This window comes from Micromonospora sp. NPDC048169 (genome assembly GCF_040652815.1).
GTDB lineage: Bacteria > Actinomycetota > Actinomycetes > Mycobacteriales > Micromonosporaceae > Micromonospora.
The window spans coordinates 52,756-74,911 of record NZ_JBEZMS010000024.1; the positions used below are offsets into that span (position 1 = coordinate 52,756).

20 protein-coding genes and 1 pseudogene are annotated in these 22,156 nt (G+C 73.0%); 7 read left to right on the forward strand and 14 right to left on the reverse strand.

The window, feature by feature from the left end:
• Window positions 1-15: 15 nt before the first annotated feature.
• From manA to AB0D28_RS20560, 10 genes are all read right to left on the reverse strand, one after another.
• On the reverse strand, window positions 16-1,176 hold the full coding sequence (gene manA, locus AB0D28_RS20515; RefSeq protein WP_357387926.1) for a mannose-6-phosphate isomerase, class I: 1,161 nt from the start codon (window positions 1,174-1,176) through the stop codon (window positions 16-18).
• 3 nt (window positions 1,177-1,179) lie between these two features.
• On the reverse strand, window positions 1,180-2,238 hold the full coding sequence (locus AB0D28_RS20520) for a cation diffusion facilitator family transporter (RefSeq protein WP_357387928.1): 1,059 nt from the start codon (window positions 2,236-2,238) through the stop codon (window positions 1,180-1,182).
• Window positions 2,239-2,266: 28 nt separating this feature from the next.
• A complete protein-coding gene (locus AB0D28_RS20525; protein ID WP_302904039.1) occupies window positions 2,267-3,463 on the reverse strand; it encodes an SIS domain-containing protein in 1,197 nt (398 codons plus the stop codon).
• Window positions 3,460-3,666, reverse strand: coding sequence for a Trm112 family protein (locus AB0D28_RS20530; RefSeq protein WP_357387930.1), 207 nt, complete (start codon window positions 3,664-3,666; stop codon window positions 3,460-3,462). Before AB0D28_RS20530 ends, AB0D28_RS20525 begins: the two co-directional genes overlap by 4 nt.
• Window positions 3,667-3,865: 199 nt before the next feature.
• Window positions 3,866-4,861: a hypothetical protein gene (locus AB0D28_RS20535; protein ID WP_357387932.1), complete on the reverse strand. Its 996-nt coding sequence runs from the start codon at window positions 4,859-4,861 to the stop codon at window positions 3,866-3,868.
• 105 nt (window positions 4,862-4,966) lie between these two features.
• Window positions 4,967-5,686, reverse strand: coding sequence for a deoxyribonuclease V (gene nfi / locus AB0D28_RS20540; RefSeq protein ID WP_357387934.1), 720 nt, complete (start codon window positions 5,684-5,686; stop codon window positions 4,967-4,969).
• A 16-nt stretch (window positions 5,687-5,702) separates the two neighbouring features.
• A complete protein-coding gene (locus tag AB0D28_RS20545) occupies window positions 5,703-6,137 on the reverse strand; it encodes a hypothetical protein (protein WP_357387936.1) in 435 nt (144 codons plus the stop codon).
• Window positions 6,137-10,342 (reverse strand): toxin glutamine deamidase domain-containing protein, encoded by a 4,206-nt coding sequence (locus AB0D28_RS20550; protein WP_357387986.1) that lies wholly within the window; start codon window positions 10,340-10,342, stop codon window positions 6,137-6,139. Before AB0D28_RS20550 ends, AB0D28_RS20545 begins: the two co-directional genes overlap by 1 nt.
• A gap of 24 nt (window positions 10,343-10,366) precedes the next feature.
• The gene (locus AB0D28_RS20555; RefSeq protein WP_357387938.1) at window positions 10,367-10,723 is read right to left on the reverse strand and encodes a hypothetical protein; all 357 of its coding nucleotides are present in this window, start codon (window positions 10,721-10,723) and stop codon (window positions 10,367-10,369) included.
• A gap of 3 nt (window positions 10,724-10,726) precedes the next feature.
• Window positions 10,727-11,140 carry a YbaB/EbfC family nucleoid-associated protein gene (locus tag AB0D28_RS20560; RefSeq protein ID WP_357387940.1) on the reverse strand — a complete coding sequence of 138 codons (414 nt, stop codon included), beginning with the start codon at window positions 11,138-11,140 and terminating at the stop codon, window positions 10,727-10,729.
• Between the two features lie 81 nt (window positions 11,141-11,221).
• Here AB0D28_RS20560 and AB0D28_RS20565 point away from each other — a divergent pair, with 81 nt between their 5' ends.
• A complete protein-coding gene (locus AB0D28_RS20565) occupies window positions 11,222-12,454 on the forward strand; it encodes an SUKH-3 domain-containing protein (RefSeq protein WP_357387942.1) in 1,233 nt (410 codons plus the stop codon).
• A gap of 3 nt (window positions 12,455-12,457) precedes the next feature.
• Here AB0D28_RS20565 and AB0D28_RS20570 read toward each other — a convergent pair whose 3' ends face one another.
• Complete coding sequence (locus AB0D28_RS20570) at window positions 12,458-13,897, reverse strand: aldehyde dehydrogenase family protein (RefSeq protein ID WP_357387944.1); 1,440 nt, start codon at window positions 13,895-13,897, stop codon at window positions 12,458-12,460.
• A 142-nt stretch (window positions 13,898-14,039) separates the two neighbouring features.
• Here AB0D28_RS20570 and AB0D28_RS20575 point away from each other — a divergent pair, with 142 nt between their 5' ends.
• Entirely contained in the window at window positions 14,040-15,476 is a 1,437-nt protein-coding gene (locus tag AB0D28_RS20575) for a gamma-aminobutyraldehyde dehydrogenase (RefSeq protein WP_354865071.1), read from the forward strand.
• A gap of 6 nt (window positions 15,477-15,482) precedes the next feature.
• On the forward strand, window positions 15,483-16,754 hold the full coding sequence (gabT, locus tag AB0D28_RS20580; protein ID WP_357387946.1) for a 4-aminobutyrate--2-oxoglutarate transaminase: 1,272 nt from the start codon (window positions 15,483-15,485) through the stop codon (window positions 16,752-16,754).
• Window positions 16,755-16,838: 84 nt separating this feature from the next.
• Here the strand turns inward: gabT and AB0D28_RS20585 are convergent, their stop codons facing one another.
• Complete coding sequence (locus AB0D28_RS20585; protein WP_357387948.1) at window positions 16,839-17,498, reverse strand: hypothetical protein; 660 nt, start codon at window positions 17,496-17,498, stop codon at window positions 16,839-16,841.
• A gap of 187 nt (window positions 17,499-17,685) precedes the next feature.
• Between AB0D28_RS20585 and AB0D28_RS20590 the strand changes: the two genes are divergently transcribed.
• The 4 genes from AB0D28_RS20590 (at window position 17,686) to AB0D28_RS20605 (ending at window position 21,413) form a co-directional block, all read left to right on the forward strand.
• A complete protein-coding gene (locus AB0D28_RS20590; RefSeq protein WP_357387950.1) occupies window positions 17,686-18,969 on the forward strand; it encodes a transcriptional regulator in 1,284 nt (427 codons plus the stop codon).
• A 40-nt stretch (window positions 18,970-19,009) separates the two neighbouring features.
• A complete protein-coding gene (gene adh / locus AB0D28_RS20595) occupies window positions 19,010-20,515 on the forward strand; it encodes an aldehyde dehydrogenase (RefSeq protein ID WP_357387952.1) in 1,506 nt (501 codons plus the stop codon).
• Window positions 20,515-20,862, forward strand: coding sequence for a DUF779 domain-containing protein (locus AB0D28_RS20600; protein ID WP_357387954.1), 348 nt, complete (start codon window positions 20,515-20,517; stop codon window positions 20,860-20,862). Before adh ends, AB0D28_RS20600 begins: the two co-directional genes overlap by 1 nt.
• A 101-nt stretch (window positions 20,863-20,963) precedes the next feature.
• Window positions 20,964-21,413, forward strand: a complete 450-nt coding sequence (locus AB0D28_RS20605) for a hypothetical protein (RefSeq protein ID WP_357387956.1) — start codon at window positions 20,964-20,966, stop codon at window positions 21,411-21,413.
• 18 nt (window positions 21,414-21,431) lie between these two features.
• On the opposite strand, the gene AB0D28_RS20610 is transcribed toward AB0D28_RS20605, so the two are convergent.
• Together AB0D28_RS20610 and AB0D28_RS20615 are read right to left on the reverse strand one after the other, a co-directional pair.
• Window positions 21,432-21,743 (reverse strand): helix-turn-helix domain-containing protein, encoded by a 312-nt coding sequence (locus AB0D28_RS20610; RefSeq protein WP_216932161.1) that lies wholly within the window; start codon window positions 21,741-21,743, stop codon window positions 21,432-21,434.
• Window positions 21,744-21,771: 28 nt separating this feature from the next.
• Window positions 21,772-22,130 (reverse strand): annotated as a pseudogene (locus AB0D28_RS20615) (type II toxin-antitoxin system RelE/ParE family toxin); the annotation flags it as partial.
• Between the last annotated feature and the right edge of the window lie 26 nt (window positions 22,131-22,156).

The following is a 22,156-nucleotide window of genomic DNA, read 5'->3' on the forward strand; positions in this document are numbered from 1 at the left end:
TCGGACTTGCCCGGATCAGGGCATCCCGCAGGTGGCGACGAATGCCTCACCCGCCCCGCTCACCGCCAGCGGCCCCCCGGCCGCCGTACCCACGGCTGCCTGACCCGCGTCCAGCGTCACCACGCCCACGCCGTCGTCCACTGTCAGCTTCCCGGCCCGGCACAGCACCAGACGTGGCCCGGGCAGTGTCAGCCGCACCCCCGGCGACCCGGCGGTCACCTCGACCCGGTGCAGCGCGAAGTCCTCCACCGGCACCGGCCAGGTCAGCACCCCCGGCTCCACCTGCTCCGGCCGCAGCACCGGCCGGGTCAGCACCTCGAACCGGAGCACCCGCAGCAGCTCGTCCACGTCGACCCGCTTCGCGGTGAACCCGCCGCGCAGCACGTTGTCACTGGCCGCCATGATCTCCACGCCGGTGCCGCGCAGGTAGGCGTGCAGATTCCCGGCCGGCATCCAGATGCCCTCGCCGGGCGCCAGCCGGACGTGGTGCAGCAGCAGCGCCACCACCACGCCCGGGTCGGCCGGATAGCCGGACGCCAGCATGCGGACCAGCTCGGCGTCCGCCGAGCCCGGCGCGGCCTCCGCCGCCGCCAGCACGGCCGCCACCAGCCCGGCGCGCTCCGCCACCGGCCAGCTCAACAACAGGCGTACCGCCTCCCGCAACCCCGCCGGCCCGTCGCGCAACGCCGCCACCACGGGCTCCAGCACGGGTACCCCGAACGCGGCGATGGCCGCCGCCGACTCCCCCGGGTCGCGGAAGCCGCACAGCGCGTCGAACTCCGACAGCGCCACCAGCAACTCCGGCTTGTGGTACGGGTCCACGTAGTTGACCCGCCCCACGTCGGCGGCGTGCCCGGCGCGGGCCTGCTCGGCGTCCGGATGGGCCTGGAGGCTCAGTGGCGACTCGGCCGCCAGCACCTTCAGCAGGAACGGCAGCCGGGTGCCGAACCGGCCGACCAGCCGCTCACCCAGCCAGTGATCCGGCTCGGCCACCAGCAGTTCGGTGAGGCTGACCGGCCGGCCGTCACGCTGCACGGTGGCCGGGGCGCCCGGGTGGGCACCCAGCCACAGCTCCGCCTCCGGCCCGTTGCTCGGCACCGGCCGCCCCTGCAACTCGGCGATAGCGGTGCGCGAGCCCCAGGCGTAGTCACGGATCCGGCCCTGCAACAACTCCATCGGTCAGCTCCCGGGCCGCCCGGCCACCTCGCCGGTCGCGTGCGCCTCACCCGCCGTGTGCGTGTCACCGGCCCTGTGCGCCTCGTCGGTGGTCGCCGCCTCCGGGACGGCGGTGTCCGCCGCCTGACCGGTGCCCGCGCGCTCGGCGGCCGGCGAGTAGATGTCCGGCTCCAGGTAGATCACCCGGGCGGTCGGCACCTCGCGCCGGATCCGCGCCTCGACGGCGTTGATGTCACGGGCCAGGTCGTGGGCGGTCTCCCAGGCCGGCACCGCGATCTTCGCGGCCACCATCAGCTCCTCCGGGCCCAGGTAGAGCGTCTTCATGTGGATGATCCGCTCCACCTCGGGACCGCTCGTGACGGCCTGCTCGATCTTTGTCAGCTCGCCCTGCTCGGCGCCCTCGCCGAGCAGCAGGCTCTTGGTCTCGACCGCCAGCGTGACCGCGATGACCACGAGCAGGACGCCGATCATCGCGGTGCCCGCCGCGTCCCACATGCCGTTGCCGGTGATCAGCGTCATGCCGACGCCGAACAGCGCGAACACCAGGCCGACCAGGGCGCCGAAGTCCTCCAGCAGAACCACAGGCAGCTCCGGGGCCTTGGCCCGGCGGATGAACCGGACCCAGGACTGGTTGCCCCGGATCAGGTTGGACTCCTTGATCGCGGTACGGAAGGAGAAACCCTCCATCACGATCGCGGCCACCAGCACCGCCACCGGCACCCACTGCCAGTTCTCGATCGGGTGCGGGTCGGACGCCTTGTGGTAGGCCTCGTAGAGCGCGAACAGGCCACCGAGACTGAACAGCACGATCGCCACGATGAACGCGTAGATGTAGCGCTCCCGGCCGTACCCGAACGGGTGCTGTGGCGTGGCCTGCCGCTTGGCCCGCCGGCCGCCGAGCAGCAGCAGGCCCTGGTTGCCCGAGTCGGCCACCGAGTGGATCGACTCGGCCAGCATCGACGACGAGCCGGTGAGGGCGAACGCGATGAACTTGGTGACGGCGATGCCGAGGTTCGCCGCCAGGGCGGCGACGATCGCCTTGGTGCCCCCGTTCGCGCTCATTCCCCGCCTCGCTCGATGCCCCGTATGTTCACTGGTTTGCCAGCTCCTTCATCTCCGTGATGGCCGGTACCGCCATCGGGTCCAGCCCGTGTGCCAGGGCGAGGTAGATCGAGGCGAAGTCGGGGACCGCCACCAGCGACGCGAGCCGTTCCAGCGCGGAACCGCCCTCGGCGGTCACCACGTCACAGCGCACGCCGCGGCGCTCGGCGAGCGTCTGCACCGCGTCCGCGCGGCGCTCCTCCACCGCCAGCGGCTCGTCGGTGTCGTCGTCGGCGTTGAGGCCGCCGTCGCGCAGCAGCACCAGCCGCAGCCGGGTGCCGTCGGACTCGTCGTCGCCCGGGTCGGCGAAGATGTCCCGCTCGCCCTCCGCCAGGCCGCCGAACACCCCGTCGAGCAGGCCGACGCGGCCCCGGCCCGCCTCACCCAGCGCACCGGCGACCACCGGGTAGCGGGCGTTCGCGGACAGCGTGTCACCGAACCGCCGGGCGGCCACGGTGGCCAGCGGGGACGAACCCCACACGATCGGGATCGAACCGGACAGGCCCAGAGCCAGCGACTTCGCCGGGTTGACGAAGGACTCCGCGGTCGGCCGGCATCGATCGGCGTCGGCGTCCAGCCGGGCCGCCGTCTCGGCCAGATCGGCCTCGTTGACCTTCACGAGCCCGAGGGTACGGGCGGCGAGCAGAACCGGCACGGTGAGCGCCCAGAGGCTGGCCCGGGCCGGCGCGCGCCGGGGCACCGGGATGAACGGCGCGCGGGCCCGCTCGGCCACCGACTGGAGCTGCGAGTCGGGCGCGCCGACAGCCACCAGCCGGGCGCCGCGCCGGTGCGCCGCCTCGGCCGCGCCGAGCGCCTCCGGGCTGCGACCGGACGCGCTCACCGCGATGACCACGTCCGCCGCGCCCACCCAGCCCGGCACGCCGGCGCTGCGGTGCGGGATGACCGGCACCGGACAGCGCGGCCCGGCGACCGTGGCCAGCACGTCACCGGTACGCCCGGCGGTGCCGATGCCGGCGATGACCACCGCGCGGGGCCGGCCGTCGTCGGCAAGCACTGACAGATTGGCCTCGGCGGCAAGCGCCGCCGACTCACGTACCTGGGCACCTGCGGACGCGGTGTGCCGGAGCATGCCGCCCGGATCCCGCTCGGAGAGCTGCGCCGCGTCGTCCAGCAGGGCCTCGTCGGCGTGCCGGTGCCCGCTGACCCCGGCCGTACCCTCCATCACCGCGACGACCCGCCCCGCGCCTCGTCGGCGGCGGGGCCACCGCGCGCCTCGTCCAGCAGGAGCACCGGGACGTCGTCCCGGACCTCGAAGATGCGACCGCACTCGGTGCAGGTCAGCGTCTGCGCCCCCGCGTCGTAGTCCAGCGGGGCGTGGTGCGTGTCCGGGCAGGCGAGGATGTCGAGCAACTGCGGGTCCAGGGCCACGGCGCGGCTCCTTCCACGTATGCGGTCTCACCGGTCGGCGGTGCCGAGCGGCGCACGCGATCTTATCGGCCGAGCGGCCACGGCACCGGGCCCCGTTCGGCCCCGGTGTTCCGTCCTCCAGCCGGACAGGTGGCGCCCTCCGGGTAACGGCATGACCACTCACGGTCACGGTAACCCCGGGAGCGGGTCGGGTTCCGGCTCAGTCCGGCAAGCGGGGCAGAACGGTCGTCGCGTCGCCGCCCGCCGGGGGCGAGGGCGGCGGCACAACGATTGTCGCGTCCCCGCCCGCCGGTGCCGGTGGCGCCGGGGCGGGCGCGGGCGCGCCGTACACGTTGCCGGCCGCGCGGGGCGGCGGCGTGCCCCCGTACACCGTGGGGGCCGGTCCGGGTGTGCCGGAACGGTAGGTGGTGGTGCTGCGCGGCAGCGGCACCGGCGGAAGGCCGGCGTCCGCGCCGCCACCGGCGCGGTCGGCGCGGTTGCGGCGCAGCAGCAGGACGATGAGGGCGGCGCCGGCGAGCACCAGCCCGATACCGAACCACATGATCATGGATCCTCCGAACGACGAGTCGTCGGCCGCGGCGGTGGCCGGGGGCACGGCGGCGGCCACCGGCGACGTGTCGGCCGCCTCGGCCGCCGTGGTCTCGCTCGCGCTGGGCGTGGGCGAGGGCTTGCGGGACGGACTGGGGCTGGGTGTGCGCGGGTCGCCGACCAGCCGGGCCGACCCACCGGCCCGGCCGAGCACCTCGCCGTCCGCGGCACTCGCCTCGCCGGCCAGCTCCAGCCGACCATCGGCGGCCCCGGCCAGGAAGGACACCCGGTAGCGCACGGTGACGGCCTTGCCCTTGCAGAGCGGCCGGTCGACCGGCGCGACGGCGGCCGTGGCGACGGTGCCGCCGTCCCCGGAGACCCGCACCGGCACCCATCGCCGCCCGGACGCCATCTCTACCCGGACCTGATCGGCCCGCAGGCCGTCCAGGCGGAGCCCGACCACGGTACGCAACCGCACGCAGCCGTCCGTCCGCTTGCGCACCTCGATCGCCACGGTGCCCGGCGCGCCACCGGCGGTGAAGCTCTTCGCCGAGCGCAGTCCCACCCGGTCGTCCCGGGCCGACGCCGGTGACGCCGGGACGGCGATCAGGCCACCCAGCAGCGCGCCGACGATGGCCCATCGCGCCGCTTGCCGCCCTGCCGACATCTCCACCTCACCGTTGCGTCCGGACCGGATCCGCCGGCCAGGTTACTACCGGCCCGGTCAGGCCCCGGAGCATCGAGCGGCCCACATGTGCGCCGCGCCACGCGATCACCGCCCGCCCAGGTCACCGCCCGACGCGTCCGCCCCGGCGAGGGCCTGCCGGCAGAGCCGGTCGGCCGTACGGGTCGTCTCCGGCAGCCGGTACCGGGGCGTCAGTGCCAGTACCCGATCCACCGCGTCGTCCAACCCCATCCGGTGGCCGACGCTGACGAAGACCGGCCGGACACCGTCCTGGGTCCGCAGCACCCGCCCGACCACCTCGCCGCCGTCGCACAGGTCGGCGCTGTCACCACGCCGAGGGGGCGGCCCGGTCCACGTGCCGACGAGCGGCGTCTTGCCCACCCCGATCGCGGGCAGCCCGGTCACCAGGCCAAGGTGACAAGCCAGCCCGAACCGGCGCGGGTGCGCAAGCCCGTGCCCGTCACAGACCAGCAGCTCGGGACGGGTGGTGAGCCGGTCCAGCGCGGCGAGCAACGCCGGCATCTCGCGGAACGCGAACAGCCCCGGCACGTACGGAAAGGCGGGTCGCCCCACGCACACCGCCTCGTCCACCACCTCGAGGGTCGCCGCGTCGAGGACCGTGACGGCCGCCGCGAGCAGGTCAGCGTCCTGCGCGTACGCCACGTCCAGCCCGGCCACCGTCGCGGGCGCGGCAGGACCGGGCCCGGTCAGGTCCACCCGGGACCGCAACTCCTCCTGTACGCGTCTCGCCTCCGCCGCGTCGGCGGGCGGCACATAGGGCACGGGTGGGCCGTCGGTGGAGGGCATGTCGTTCGCGGCTGTCTCAGGAGGCGATGGTGGGGTCGGCGGCGGGGTCACCGGCCTGTTGGAGCTGTTCCTCGAACATCACGAAGGTCCGCCGCCGGATCCCCTTGATCAGCGCCGCCTCCTCCGTGGTGAACGGTCGCCTCTCCGCGATGGCGGGCGCCTCGAGCGCTCGGACCGTTTCGTAGAGCGCGAAGATCGGCCCCTCGCCCTTCAGGTAGCGTCCGCGCAGCTGCTCGACGTGCTGCACGAAGGCATCAGCGGAGCGCACATAGATCTCGCCGCCCACGCCACCGATCACGTCGTCGACGAGATCGTCTGCCGGCCGCCAACCCCCCGTCGAGCGATCCAGCTTCCAGGCGGCATGGCCGCCGTCCGGCGTGGCGACCAGCTTCACAGGCGTGTCGTAGTGCTCGAAATAGGCGGGAAGTTCGATGCCGTCGGCTGTGGCCATCACTCACTCTCCTGGTGCAGCGCCGTCTGCAGAGCCGCCCAGAACAGCTCACGCTGGCGCCGAAGCACCCCCCGACGAATGGCGGACTCCGTCACCGTCACGCTACGTCCCTCCTCGCGAGCAACCGCTTCGAGGTCACGGCGCACTTCGAAGAGCGAGTGTTCCCAGGTCGCCACTTTGTCGAGTGGCGCCAGTTGCAGCCGGAACTCTGCGATGTGCCCGTTGGAGGCACGAAGGAACATCTGCACGTCTCGGTATCCACTGTTCTGGGGGCTCTGGAAGCGGTCTTCGAACTTCACCAGATGCAATCGCCAGTCGTTCCTCAGACGCGCGAGCCCGCCGTAGAGTTCGTCCAGGTTGTCGAACGAGACGTAGCCGCCCGCGAGATCCTTCAGCTGTGACGCATCGCCGCCGTAGCCCTTGATCTTGTCCTCGGCCCGTGCGCGGTCCTTGGGCTCGCGACGCGGGTGATATTCGGCACCACCACCGCATGACTCTGCCAAATCTCGTCCCAGGGAGTTGAGCTCCGACTGCGCGACGGCAGCTTCCTCATACAACTGGTCCAGATACTGCTTTCCATAGACGGCGTCGCCGAGTCGTGCCAGATCGAAACCCGGCTGTACCGCCTCTGCGCCATCAGTCGTAAAAGATCCACTCACCGCCAAGTGGGCGACTGTCAATGGAGTCGGCATCGGGGCCGGCTGTTTCGTCGTTGCAACTACGTCAGCCCCACGTTCCCGGATCTCGCCTACCACGCCTTGCAACACGTCTATGGCCTGCTGGTGGCTGGCCAGGTGGTGCAGGGTCAGCGGGCGGGCGGTCAGCGAGTTGGCGAGTTCGGGTGTGGCAAGGATCATCCGGACCAGGTCGGGCCGCTCCGCGAGCTGCCGCACCAGCGTCTCGGCCAGCAACTCCTCCCGTCGCGGCGGCGCCTCCCAGCTCTGGTCGAGCATCCGCTGTAGGCGCGGGTCGGCGAACAACCGGGTGAGATCGGTCGCGGCGCCCTCGTCCAGGCCGGGTACGAGCCGCCGCAGCGCCGGCACGTCGGCGTGCTGCGCCAGTTCGACTGGCGTCACCCCGGCGGCGAAGGCGGCATCCAGGTTCCCGCTCGCCGCGAGCACGTCACGCACGTAGAGCCCGGCCGCGATCCGGTCGGCGTGCGCCCGCCGGTGGTCCTGGCGTACCCGGTTCGGTTCCGGCTCGACCGGCGGCGCGTTGCCCGGCAGCGGTCCGTCAGTCCCGCGGTGGAAGGTGGTGGACTCGCCGAGCAGGTGAACGTGGTTGAAGTCCGGAACGTGGCCGTCGACGACCGGCGGCGGCGCCGGCGGCCGTGGCGGCACCGGGCGGGGCAGCGGCTCGGGCAGGACGTTGTAGGTGCCGGGTGGGCGGCCGGTGAGCGGCATCGGGCGGCCGTCGGGGCCGAGCACCAGAGCGTCGACACCCACCACGTTGCTGCGGTCCGGACGGCCGCTGTGGTGGTAGATCGGCCGGTCCGCCACCGCGCCCGACTGCGGATCGAGGAAGAGGACAGTGCCGTTCTGGTTCAACGCCACCCACGCGTGCGACCCGCCGCCCTCGAAGCTGGTGATGAGGAACGCGTAGCTGCCGTGGCCGCCCGACGCGAGTTGCGCATACAGGTCCCGGTAGCCGCCGTCCACCAGCCGCTGCCGGTCCCGGCCGGTGATCCCGGGCCGATCCGGCGGGCAGAGGTTCTGGAACCGGCCGCCGGTCGTCTGCTCGACCCGCAGCGGTCCGTCCGCCTCGCCGCCCACCGGCCGGTTCACGTCGCCGTTCAGATAGCCGTCGAACGTACGCGGCGCGGCGACGCGCGGCCGCCCGTGGACCCAGGTCTCGAACAGCGACAACGTGCAGTCGAGGCAGTTGATCCCCCGGGTGGCGTCGGCCGCCGGTCCGCCGTCGTTGGCGAGGCGGAACCAGCCGCCGCGCCGGGGATCGGCGGTACGCGCGACGCTGCCGTCCGGGTTGCGGGGCATCTGCCGTTCGAGGTCGGTCTGGTGCAACGCGAGCGGAGGCCGGAGTCCTCCCCGGCGGCCGTAGGGCCGGGATCTGTCGACCGGCTCGGGGTGACCGTTACCGGTGAGCGCGGAGCGGTCGGTGGTCTCCACCGCACCGACGGCCAGGTCCGCCACGTCGTCGTTGATCCGGTAGAAGTCGAGGTCGTCCTCGACCATTACCTCCGCCGGAACGAGCCTCCCGGAGAGGACGTGCCGCGCCTCCTCGCGCAGATCGGCCGCTTCCAGGGCGGCCTCATGCGACTCCCGATGCCATCGTTCGGCAGCCAACGTCCGACCGGCGCAACGCAACTCCATTGCCTGAGCGGCCCAGTCACTCGCCCGCTCCTCGTGATACGTCGCCCGCTCATGCAGCCAGTCGGCTCTGGTGTCACGCCGGCGGTCCTCGAACCACGTCCGCTGGGACTGCAGATGACCGTGATAACGACGCCGGTCGAATGATTCCCGGTCGGCCACCAGCCGTGCGGCGCGCTCTCGGATGGTTCGCAGGTCGGGAGGCGGTGGGTCGAGTCTGCCGAGGTCGGGGCCCGGGGAATCAGCGGACGGCCGGGGCGGTGCCAAGGACTCCAGCAGGGGGAAGCGGGGGATCGGGGTCGGGCATGGATCAGGGCCGGGCAGTCCCGGGTACGGCGCCGCCTGCGGTTGCGGCGACGGCGCGGGCGGCGCCGGGTGGCCGACGCCCGGGCCGGTCCGGTCCGACAACGGCGGCGCCAGCGGCGGATGATTCGCAGTGGGCGGCGACAACGCGGCCGGCACCGCTCCCGCCTGTACCGGGGTCGACGGCGGCGGGGCGTTGTCGATCGACGCCCCGATCGGACCAGCGCCGCCGTGGGCTCCGGTCGCGGGCAGAGACGGGCTGGCGACTGGCGCGTCGGTGACCACCGAGGACAACGTGGGACTGAAGGCCGTCTGACGTGCCGCGTCGTGCGGCACGGTATCGGCGTGCGGCGCCGTGGCCGTCGGCTCCGGGCCCGGGCGGGGCAGGTCCACGGCGAGCGGGTGTGCCCCGGCGACTTCGGGCGAGACGTGCGTGGGGGTCACGGGGACCGCCCCCGCCGTCGCATCGCCGGTCTGGACGACCGGCTCGGCGACCCGCTGGGCCGGGATCAGCCCGACCGGATCGGTGACGGGCGGCACGTCCAGGCCGACCGGCGAGACCGGCAGGCCGCTCAACTTCCCGTCGAGGCGGTGGTGCAGTGCCGAGTCCGCCTGGCCGGTGGCGGACCCGGTCACACCGGAGGCCGCCGCACGCGCCAGATCCTCCAGCGACGGTCCGTTGCCGGTGGCCAGACCAGCGGCGGTCTCGGCGAGCGTCTCGCCGGCCATCTCCCGCCCGAAACGCTCGCCGATCTCGGCGAAGCGCCCGTTGGCGTGCCGGCCCAGACCGGCAAGCGGGGCGACGGCACCGCCGGCGAATCCGCCGAGGGCCGACGTGCTCACGTCGGTCAGGTCGAGGCCGCTCCGCCGGCCGGTGGAGTTCTGATACGCCTGGGTGCCGAGGCTGGTGGCCGCCTCCTGACCGGCCTCCAGCAGCCCACCGACCACGGCCTGCCGGGCCAGCTTGCGAGCACCGGACTTGGCCACCTCCTTCGCGGCCCGTTCACCCGCCTCCTTGAGGCCCTGCTTGACCGCCTTCCGTGCGAGCTGGGCCACCAGCCGCTTGAAGATCTGCTGCACCACGACCCGCGTGGCGGTGACCGCTGCGGCGGCCGCCGGGGAGGCGGCGCCCAGGGTGAGCACTGCCGCCACCGCCAGCGACAGCAACTCGATGACCAGGATGCCCAGCTCGATCCAGGCTTCCAGCTTCGCGCCCTCGATGTCACAGCCGCAGGAGTCGACCAGCCGCGCCAACTCGTCGGTGGCCGAGATCAGGACGTGCAGCGGCGCGTCGTCGCCCTCGGCGAGCTTGTGCCAGGCCTTGTCGAACGCGCCGGCGACCAGGCCGACTCCCCCGTAGCCGCTCCTCACCTCACCGGCTGCGGTCATCGCGTCGTCGCGCGGACGGGTCAGGACGCCGGCCACGCCGTACCACTGGTCGGCCAGGTCCCAGACGGACCGCTCGTTGCCCTCCGGCCACTCGACGCCGACCACCCAGTCGAGCGCCTCATAGATCCAGCCGGGCACGTCCCAAGGGCAGAAGTCGAGCGGGTGCGGGATCGGGCTGGGCAGCATGCTCACGCGCGGGTCCTCCGGTGGTCAGCGCCGGGGCCGATGGGGGTGGTGCCCTTGCTGCGGGATCTTCCCGAGGTCGCGGGCGTTGCTCAGGTCCGTCTCGACGGTGGCCGCGACCGAACGGACGACGTCCGACCCGAGCACGTCGAGCGACCGGCCGAGAAGCTCCCACGCGCGCAGCAGCGTCTCGGCGTAACCCTGGTAGTGCTTGTCGAAGGCGGCGCCGATGTCGTCGCGGCCCCAGGGCCGCTGGGCGCTCGCGACGGCGATCGGATCGCCCGTCTCCCGCCGGGCCGCGCTCACCGCCCGCCCCGACAACGCCAGGTCAGCACCGCCGCGGCGGGCCCGGTCGGGGTCCAGCCAGATCTCTCCCCCGGCCACCTGTCACTCGCCGCGGGCCAGCACGGAGTCGGCCCGGCCGAGCAGCGCGCCGAAGTCGTTGGTACGCAGGAACTCGACCGACGGGGAACCCGGCGGCAGGTAGCCGGAGACCAGCTCCCGGGTCGCGGTGGTCGCGGCGGTGGAGGCGCGCAGCACGGTCTCGGTGATCTTCCGGCTCAACGCCCGGGCGTCCCGGTCGCGGAACACCGCCGGGCTCACCTCGACGCTGATGAGCTCGCCTCGCGCGCCCACCACCGCGGTCACCTGACCGTCGTCGGAGCGTTCGGTCACCCGCAGCTCGGCCAGTTTGATCTGGAGTTCGTCCAGACCGGACCGCAGGCGCTGGTATTGGCCGTACACCTCGTCGAATCGCGCGCGCAGTGCACGGTTCGCATCCCGGTCCGCACTCTCGGCCACCGTCGCTCCCCTTTCGTCACCGTGGGTAGGGCCGACCATACCGGGTGCCACGAAACCCGTGGGGTCCGGTAATTTCAGGTGGTGATCGAGCGACAGCAGGCCGAGCAGATCGCCTCCGTGTGGGCCCGGCGGGACTCCGAACGTCTCGGTTTTCCCTGCACTCCTGTGGTCGAGGAGTTCGACCTGGGCTACCTGGTCAGCTCCACGGTGTCGACCGACGCCCGGGCGCTGCCCGGCGACCTGCCGACCACTGTGATCGACAAGGAGACCGGCGAGGTGTCGACCTGGCCGCGGATCCCGGCTCCGGCGGTCGAGGAGATGTACCGCCAGCGACGCCCGGCCGAGCCACGCGCTCCGCGTACCGTCGATCCGGCCGCCCAACTGCTCCGCGAGCTGACCCGGCTGCCCACGCCCGGCGCGGCAGCGCACCTCACGCTCGACGGCCGGCAGCACGTCGCGCAGGGCGCGAAGGGCGACATCGAGGTGCGGCACCACCCGCTCGTGCGGTCCTATCTGGAGGAACTACCCGCCGGCCACCTGGTACGCGGCGGCGAGCGGCACGCCGAGATGATCGTCGTCTCCGACGCGCTGTACGAGCACGACCACCGCCGGGCCGCCGATGGTCTGCCGCCACTGTCCATCGAGGAGGCCCGTGACCTGCTGGGCTCCAGCCGGATCGAGAGCTTCCGCATCCGCGAGGCCGGTGACCCCGCCGCCGGCCCGGCCGAGCTGCGCTGCGAGTCGTGCATCAGGTTCCTGGTGCACGTCAACGTGCTGCCCTGGCCGGAACTGGCCTACGCCGAGGAATGGCAGTCCGAACCCCAGACGGCCCCCGAGCCCGGCCGATTCCCCGCAGAAGTGGCGAACGCGCTCGTGACCGCCGGCTGGCGGCCCCACTTCGGCGACGAGGTGTCCGCCACCGCCTCGGTACGCAAGGTCAGCGAGGTCCGGGGCGCTCAGCACACCCACGCCAGCTTCCCGGCCGCGCTGGCGACGCTCACCACCTTTCCCGGGCTGGTGACCGCACGCCAGGGCCCGGGTGAGGCGGTATGGATCTCCCGTTTCGAGGTGCGACCGCGGAAGGTGGCGCACACCGCCGACTCCCTCGCCGACTTCGCCGCCGTCCTGGGCGCCCGCCTCTTCCCGCTCGGCAGCGAACGCCAGGAGAGCATCCTCGCGGTCGACGAGCACGGCCGGATCTTCGCCCTCGACCAGGCCGGCGAGTGGTTCCTCGGGGCCGACATCGACGCCGCCCTCACCACCCTGCTCCTCGGCCGCGCCCCCGCCCGGGTCCGCGACGACGGCACCTGGTGACGATCAGAGGGCCACGCCGGTCAGCACCGTGACCCGGGGTTCGGTGTAGTCGTCCATGGCGCTGCGCAGCCCTTCCCGCCCGACCCCGGAGCCCTTCGTCCCGCCGTACGGCATCTGGTCGGCCCGGTACGACGGCACGTCTCCGACGATCACGCCGCCGACCTCCAGCGTGCGGGCGGCGTCGAACGCCACGTCGAGCCGGTGGGTGAACACGCCGGCCTGGAGGCCGTACGCGGAGTCGTTGACGGCGGCGAACGCGGCCCGGTCGTCGGCGACCGGGGCGACCACGAGCACCGGCCCGAACACCTCCTCGGCGCACACCTTGGCGTCGGCGGGCACGCCGCTGAGCACTGTGGGCGGGTAGGTGGCGCCGTCGCGCCGCCCGCCGGCCTCGACCACCGCGCCGGCGGCGACCGCCTCGTCCACCCAGTCCTCGACGCGCTGCGCCGCCTCGACCGACACCAGCGGGCCGACGTCGGTCTGCTCGGAGCGCGGGTCACCGGTGCGTAGCGCCCGCACCGCCGCGACGAGCCGGGGCAGGAAACCGTCGTAGAGCCGTTCGTGCACGTAGACCCGCTGCACCGCGATGCACGACTGCCCGGCCTGATAGTTGGAGAACGTGGCGATGCGCTGCGCGGCGAAGGTCAGGTCCTCGTCGGCCGACCAGTCCGCGCAGATCACCGCCGCGGCGTTTCCGCCGAGTTCCAGCGTGACGTGCTTGTCCGGCGCGGCCCGGCGGATGGCCGCGCCGACCGGTCCGGAGCCGGTGAACGACACCACCGGCAGCCGGGGGTCGGTGACCAGTTCGGCGGCGCGCTCGTTCGGCAGCGGCAGCACCGAGAACATGCCCTCGGGCAGGTCGGTCTCGGCCAGGATCTCGCCGAGCAGCAGCGCGGTGAGCGGGGTGGCCGGGGCCGGCTTGACCACGATCGGGGCGCCCACGGCGAGCGCCGGGGCGACCTTGTGGGCGACCAGGTTGAGCGGGAAGTTGAACGGGGTGATGCCGAGCACCGGGCCGCGCGGCACGCGCCGGACCAGGGCGATCCGCCCGGTGGCGGCGGGGTCGGTGTCGAGCCGCTGCAGGTCGCCGGAGAAGCGGCGGGCCTCCTCGGCGGCCCAGCGGAACGTGGAGATCGCGCGTCCCACCTCCGCCCTGGCCCACTTGACCGGCTTGCCGTTCTCGGCGGTGATCAGCGCGGCGACCTCGTCGGCCCGCTCGGCGAGCCGGCGGGAGACGTGGTCCAGGGCCGCCGCGCGGGCGTGCGCGGGCAGGGCCGCGGCCTCCGCGGCCACCCCGGCGGCGCCCGCGACGGCGGCTTCGACCTGGTCGGCCGTGGCGAGTGTGGTACGCCCCACCGGCTGCCCGTCGTACGGGTGGGTGACTGTCAGTTCGCTCTCGCCGTGGGCGGGGCGACCGGCGACGTAGAAGGCTCTCGGCTCCACGCCCGGCAGCCTAGACCAGAAGCGCCCACGCGGAAACAGTTGCCCAAACCCTTGTCTGCCTCGGATTTAGTAGCCAAGATGGCAGTCAGATTGCGATAACCTCCGCTGACCCTCTCCCCGGCCACCTTCTCGGAGACTTCTGATGAGCGACCAGCAGCAGCTGCGCAACTTCGTCAACGGCGAGTACGTCGAACCGGTGGACGGCGGCTACGCCGACCTGATCGACCCGTGCACCGGCGAGGTCTTCGCCCAGGCCCCGGTCTCCGGCGCGGCGGACGTGGACGCGGCGATGAAGGCCGCCTCCGCCGCGTTCGAGACCTGGCGGGACGCCACGCCGGGCGAGCGGCAGCGGGCGTTGCTGAAGTTCGCCGACGCGGTGGAGGCGCGGGCCGCCGAGCTGGTGGACGCGGAGGTCCGCAACACGGGCAAGCCCCGGCAGCTCACCACCGAGGAGGAGCTGCCGCCGGCAGTGGACGAGCTGCGCTTCTTCGCCGGTGCGGCCCGCCTGCTGGAGGGGCGTTCGGCCGGTGAGTACCTGGCCGGGCACACCTCGTACGTGCGGCGCGAGCCGATCGGCGTCTGCGCCCAGGTGACCCCCTGGAACTACCCGCTGATGATGGCGGTCTGGAAGATCGCCCCGGCGCTGGCGGCGGGCAACGCGGTGGTGCTGAAGCCGTCCGACACCACGCCGGTGTCGACGCTGCTGCTGGCCGAGATCGCCGCCGAGCACCTGCCGCCGGGCGTCTTCAACGTGGTCTGCGGCGACCGGGACACCGGCCGTGCGCTGGTCTCCCACCCGACGCCGCAGCTCGTGTCGATCACCGGCTCGACCCGCGCGGGCATGGAGGTCGCCGCCGCGGCGGCGCCGGACCTGAAGCGGACGCACCTGGAGCTGGGCGGCAAGGCCCCGGTGGTGATCTTCGACGACGCGGACGTGGCGGCGGCGGCCGAGGCGATCGCGATGGGCGGCTACTTCAACGCCGGTCAGGACTGCACGGCGGCGACCCGCGTGCTCACCGGGCCGGGCATCCACGAGGACTTCGTGGCCGCGCTCACCGAGCAGGCCCGCAACACCCGCACCGGCGCGCCGGACGACGCCGACGTGCTCTACGGCCCGCTGAACAACGCCAACCAGCTCGCCCGGGTGAGCGGCTTCGTGGACCGTCTGCCGGACCACGCGAACGTCACCACCGGTGGTGGGCGGGTCGGCGAGCGCGGCTTCTTCTACGCCCCGACCGTGGTCTCCGGCGTACGCCAGACCGACGAGATCATCCAGGACGAGGTGTTCGGGCCGGTCATCACCGTGCAGCGCTTCTCCGACGAGGACGAGGCGGTGCGCTGGGCCAACGGCGTGGACTACGGCCTGTCCGCCTCGGTGTGGACGCGCGACCACGGCCGGGCCATGCGGATGACCCGCCGGCTGGATTTCGGCTGCGTCTGGGTGAACACGCACATCCCGTTCGTCTCGGAGATGCCGCACGGCGGCTTCAAGCACTCCGGCCACGGCAAGGACCTGTCGGTCTACAGCCTGGAGGACTACACCCGGATCAAGCACGTCATGCACAACATCGAGGGCTGATCGGCGATGGCCAGCAGCGAGGAGTTGCACAAGCGCCGCGTCGAGGCGGTGGCGCGGGGCGTGGGCAGCACGATTCCCGCGTACGTGGACCGGGCGGGCGGCGGCACGATCACCGACGTGGACGGGCGGGAGTGGATCGACTTCGCCGCCGGCATCGCGGTCACCAACGTGGGCAACTCCGCGCCGCGCGTGGTCGAGGCGGTACGCGCGCAGGTCGAACGGTTCACCCACACCTGCTTCATGGTCGCGCCGTACGAGTCGTATGTGGCGGTCTGCGAGCAGCTCAACGCGCTGACCCCGGGTGGCTTCGAGAAGCGCTCGGCGTTGTTCAACTCCGGCGCCGAGGCGGTGGAGAACGCGGTGAAGATCGCCCGGCACGCGACCGGGCGGCCCGCGGTGGTGGTGTTCGACCACGCGTACCACGGCCGGACCAACCTGACCATGGCGCTGACCGCGAAGAACATGCCGTACAAGCACCGGTTCGGGCCGTTCGCCGGTGAGGTCTACCGGGTGCCGATGTCGTACCCGCTGCGCGACGGCGGGCTGGACGGCGCCACAGCGGCGGCCCGCTCGATCGAGATGATCGAGAAGCAGGTGGGCGCGGAGAACGTGGCGGCGCTGCTGATCGAGCCGATCCAGGGCGAGGGCGGCTTTGTCGTACCCGCGGAGGGGTTCCTGCCGGCGTTGCGCGAGTGGGCGACGGCGGCCGGGGTGGTGTTCGTCGCCGACGAGATCCAGACCGGTTTCTGCCGCACCGGCGACTGGTTCGCCTGCGAGCGCGAGGGCGTCGAGCCGGACCTGATCACGCTTGCCAAGGGCATCGCGGGCGGTCTGCCGCTGGCGGCCGTCACGGGCCGGGCGGAGCTGATGGACGCGGTGCACGTCGGCGGCCTCGGCGGCACGTACGGCGGCAACCCGATCGCCTGCGCCGCCGCGCTCGCGGCGATGGAGACGATGCGGGAGCTGGACCTGGCCGCCGCCGCGCGCCGGATCGGCGCGGTGATGGGCGAGCGGCTGCGCGCGATCGCCGCCGGTGACCCGCGTGTGGCCGAGGTACGCGGCCGGGGCGCGATGCTCGCCGTGGAGATCGTGGCACCCGGCACGCTGACGCCGGACCCGGCCGCCACGGCGGCGATCTCGGCGGCCTGCCACGCGGCCGGGTTGCTCACGCTGACCTGCGGCACCTACGGCAACGTGCTGCGGTTCCTGCCTCCGCTGGTGATCTCCGACGACGAGCTGGGCCGGGGCCTGGACATCCTGGCGGCCGCATTCGGCTGACCCGCACGGGGAACACCTGATCCCGCACGGGAACACCATGGGCCCGATCTCCCAGGACCGGCCCATGGTGTTCCGCGCGGACGATCAGCGGAGCAGTTCCACAGTGTTGCGCCGGACCAGGTTCTTGCCGGGTTCCCGGATCGCGTCCATGGCGGCGGTGTTGAGCAGCACGCAACTGCCCGACGGCCCGGTCACCGTCACCGTCACCACCTTGTTGTTGTCCAGGTTCGTCACCCGCAGCCGGGTGCCGAGCGGGAACTGGCCGCTGGTGGCGGCGGGTGCCCCGTTCTCGGCGAAGAACGTGATCGCGCCGGAGCAGACGCTGCCGCCGATCGGCTGCGCCGCGCCCGGCCGGGTCTGGCCCGGCTGAGCGCCGGGTGCCGGGGCGGCGGCGCCGTCGAGGCGTTCCACCACGTTGCGGCGGACGACGTTCTTGCCCGGCTCGCGTACCAGGTCCATGGCGGCGGCGTTCAGCAGCACGCAGCTCCCGGACGGCCCGGTCACCGTCACCGTGGTCACCTTGCGGTTGTCCAGGTTCGTCACCCGTAGCCGGGTGCCCACCGGGAACCGGTCGCTCGTCGCGGCCGGCGGTCCGCCCTCGGCCGAGAAGGTCACCGACCCGGCGCAGACCGATCGCGCGGCCGGCGCGGTGTCCGCGAAACCGAGTCCGGTGCCCACCGAGACCGCCACCGTGGCGGTCACCGCCACCGTCGCCGCCAGCACGTGCTTGCGCTGCACCCTCACGTTCTCTCCCGTCGTCGCTGCTGTTCGACGCGTGGTACGGACGGGAGGGCCGGACCGTTCGATCCGGCCGGCGGTCCACAGCGGAAGGTGACGGTCCGGTGACGCTCCGGCCGTCCGTGCCGGTACCTGCCGCCACGCCTTGGCGCTCGGGGGTGAGGTGGGTCACGATGGGTGGAAGGAGGCGCTGGTGGCTGACCCGTGGCTCGCCCTGGAGTTCGGCGCGGATCCGGCGGAACGGATCGCGCAGGTCGGTGCCGCCCACGAGGCGTTCCTCGCCGCCGGCACCACCACCGGCGGGGTCCGGGAGGTGGTCGCCCGCTCCTGGAGGCGGTCCGCGCTGCTGGACCCGGAAGCCACGCCGCCTGTCGACCTCGTCGACGACGCGCTGGAGACGTACCGGGCCGCGCACCCGCTGGCCCGGGTGATGCCGCTGTTCCGTGACCTGCTCGGCGGCATCGCGCAGGACGGCGCGCACCTGATGGCGGTCTGCGACGCCGCCGGCCGGCTGCTCTGGGTGGAGGGCCACCCCGGGGTGCTGCGGCACGCCGAGCGGATGAACTTCGTACCGGGCGCGCGCTGGGACGAGGCGCACGCCGGCACCAACGCGCCCGGCACCGCCCTCGCCGTCGACCACGGCGTGCAGATCTTCGCCACCGAGCACTTCGTCCGGCCGGTGCAGCGCTGGACCTGCGCCGCCGCGCCGATCCACGACCCGGTCAGCGGAGCGCTGCTCGGCGCCGTCGACATCACCGGCGGGGACCACCTGGCCGCCCCGCAGAGCCTGGCGCTGGTCCGGGCCACCGCCCGGGCCGCCGAGGCGTTCCTGGCCGGCGCCGCGCCCGCCGCGCCGGACGTGGCGTACGTGTCGGCGCTCGGCCGCGACGTGGCGGAGCTGCGCGTCGGCGGCCGGCGCATCCGGCTCGGCCGCCGGCACAGCGAACTGCTGGTGCTGCTCGTCGACCATCCGGAGGGGCGCACCGGGGAACAACTCGGCCTCGACCTCTACGGCGACGACCGGCGGCACCCGGTCACGCTGCGCGCCGAGCTGTCCCGCCTGCGCCGCGTGCTCGGCGAGGAGCTGCTCGACTCCCGCCCGTACCGGCTGCGCCCGGCCGTGCGCGCCGACTTCCGTACCGTCACCGAACTGCTGGAACGTGGCGACCCGGCGGCGGCGCTGCGCGCGTACCCCGGGCCCCTGCTGCCCCTGTCGGACGCGCCGGGAGTCGCGCGACTGCGCCGCCTTGTCGACGGCCAGTTGCGCGCCGCCGTGCTGGCCGGCGGCGACCCGGGGCTGCTCGCGGCCTGGACCGCGACGGCGGCCGGGTCCGACGACCTGGCCGTCTGGCAGGCCCTGGCGCGGGCGCTGCCGCCGGGCGCGCCACGCCGGCCGCTCGCGCTCGCGCGGGCCCGCCAGCTCGCCGAGGAGTACGCGCTGCCGCGCGCAACGTTCCTGCAACGTCCCGGAAACTAGCCTGCCCGCCATCCACCCCAGACGGACGGCGGAGGTACCCATGACGCGCTACGACGCCCCGACCCACTGGCAGTCCCGCTACGACCACTACATCGGCGGCGAGTACGTGAAGCCGCACGGTGGCAAGTACTTCGAGAACCCGACCCCGGTGACCGGGCAGACCTTCTGCGAGGTGGCCCGGGGCACCGCCGAGGACGTGGAGAAGGCGCTGGACGCGGCGCACGGCGCTGCCGACGCGTGGGGCCGCACGTCGGTCGCCGAGCGCTCGCTGATCCTCAACCGGATCGCCGACCGCATGCAGGACAACCTGGAGTCCCTGGCGATCGCCGAGACGTGGGAGAACGGCAAGCCGGTACGCGAGACGCTCGCCGCCGACATCCCGCTCGCCATCGACCACTTCCGCTACTTCGCCGGGGCGATCCGGGCGCAGGAGGGCTCGCTCGGCGAGATCGACGACGACACGGTGGCGTACCACTTCCACGAGCCGCTGGGCGTTGTCGGGCAGATCATCCCGTGGAACTTCCCGATCCTCATGGCGGTGTGGAAGCTCGCCCCGGCGCTCGCCGCCGGCAACGCTGTGGTGCTCAAGCCGGCCGAGCAGACGCCCGCGTCGATCCACTACCTGCTCTCGCTGATCGGCGACCTGCTGCCGCCGGGCGTGCTGAACGTGGTGAACGGGTTCGGCGTCGAGGCGGGAAAGCCGCTGGCCTCCTCACCGCGGGTGGCGAAGGTGGCGTTCACCGGCGAGACCACCACCGGGCGGCTGATCATGCAGTACGCCAGCGAGAACATCAAGCCGGTCACCCTCGAACTGGGCGGCAAGAGCCCGAACATCTTCTTCGACGACGTCAGCGCCGCGTCCGACGACTTCCGGGACAAGGCGCTCGAAGGCTTCACCATGTTCGCGCTCAACCAGGGCGAGGTGTGCACCTGCCCGTCCCGGGCGCTCATCCAGCAGGGCCACTACTCCGACTTCCTGGCCGCCGCCGTGGACCGGACCGGTCAGATCAAGCAGGGGCACCCGCTGGACACCGACACGATGGTCGGCGCGCAGGCGTCGAACGACCAGCTGGAGAAGATCCTGTCCTACCTGGACATCGGGCGGCAGGAGGGCGCCCGCGTCCTCGCCGGCGGCGAGCGGGCGGACCTGGGCGGCGAGCTGTCCGGCGGCTACTACGTCCAGCCGACCATCTTCGAGGGCGACAACTCGATGCGGATCTTCCAGGAGGAGATCTTCGGCCCGGTGGTGTCGGTGACCTCCTTCGCCGACCTGGACGACGCCGTGAAGATCGCCAACGACACGCTGTACGGGCTCGGCGCCGGCGTGTGGACCCGGGACCTGAACACGGCGTACCGGGCCGGGCGGGCCATCCAGGCCGGGCGGGTGTGGACGAACTGCTACCACGCCTACCCGGCGCACGCGGCGTTCGGCGGCTACAAGCAGTCCGGCATCGGCCGGGAGAACCACAAGATGATGCTGGAGCACTACCAGCAGACCAAGAACCTGCTGGTCAGCTACTCGCCGAAGAAGCTGGGCTTCTTCTGATGGGTGACCCGGTGACAGTGACCCCCGCGGCGGCCGACCTGATCCGGTCGCTGCGGGGGCAGCACGGCCCGCTGATGTTCCACCAGTCCGGCGGCTGCTGCGACGGCAGCGCCCCGATGTGCTATCCGGCCGGTGAGTTCCGTACCGGCGGCTCGGATGTGCTGCTCGCCTCGCTGGCTGTCGACGGCGTGCCCGAGCCGGTGGAGTTCTGGATGTCCAAGGCCCAGTGGGGGCTGTGGCGGCACACCCGGCTCACCGTCGACGTGGTGCCCGGACGGGGCAGCGGCTTCTCCCTGGAGGCCCCGGAGGGCGTCCGCTTCCTCATCCGCTCCCACCTGAACCGCTGATCTGTCCGAGATCTTGCAGCTCGCGGGCATCGCGGCGGTGGGATGCTGACGCCGTCCACTTCGGAATCCGCGTCCCACCACCGCCCGACAGGAGACCGCGCATGAACCCGGTCCGACAGTCGTTGCTCGCCTCCGGCCTCACCGCCCTGGCCACCGCCGCCACGCTCGGGCTCGCGCCCGGCGCCGCCGTGGCCGCCCCGGCGGCCTCCCCCACCATCTCCGTCAACTGGTTCGGCTCGGCCGACGCGCGGGCGCACACCGCCACCGTGGGCGGCCGGTTCGACTGCGGGGCCGAACGCGGCCTCGCGTACATCGAGGTGCACCTCGACCAGCGGGTACGGCGCGGGTCGGTCACCGGCTTCGGATTCGGCGTGATCGGAGCCTGCACCGACGACCGCACCGCCGGCACCTGGACCGCGACCATCCCCGCCGACCAGGGCAGGTTCCGCCCCGGCCCGGCCACCACGACAGCCCGCCTGGTGGTGGAGCCCAACTCCCTCACCGAAACCACCGAACCCGTGCGCCTGCGCCCCCGCTGCGCCCGCCCCTGACCGGTCGACGGCCTCCGGTCAGGCGATCTGCCGGAGGTCGTCGCCGTAGTCGAAGATGATCCGTAGCCGGGCGCCGAGGGCGTTGGCGTACCGGCTCAGCGTGGCCACCTCGTTGACGTCGAGGTCGCCGTTCTCGATCTGGCTCACCCGGCCGGGCGTGACCCCCATGATCTCGGCGACCTGCCGCTGGGTGAGCCCCAGCCGCTTGCGCTCCTCGGCCAGGTGGAACGCGCTCACCCACGCGTCGGTCCGGGCGCGCTCCGCCTCGTACGCCTCGTCGTCGCCGCCGAGTTCGGCGCGGACCTCGTCCCAGTGATAGAAGTCGGTCACGACTCCCCCTTCGCTCGCGCTCGCTGTCGAGCCAAGCCTTGTAGGCAACCTCCGCTGCCGGGATGTGCTGCCGGTACCAGCGGGTCCAGTTGCCCGCCTTGTTGCCGGCGACCAGGAGGACCGCCTGCGACCAGGGATCGAAGATGAACAGCACCCGGATCGCCACCTCCCGACCGGAGCGAGGCCGCAGTTCCTTCAGATTACGGAGACTGCTTCCGCGCAGCGTGTCCACGAGTGGGCGCCCAGCCCTGGTCCGACCTCGGCCAGCTTGTCCACCGCCACCCGGACGCTCTCGTACGACGCCGGGTCGTGGTCCCACAGGTCGCGCAGCCAGTGCCGGACCTCTCCGGTCACCCGGACCGACCAGCGCTTCCCGTCCGCACCCATGGTCCGACTATAGCTTGAGCTAAACA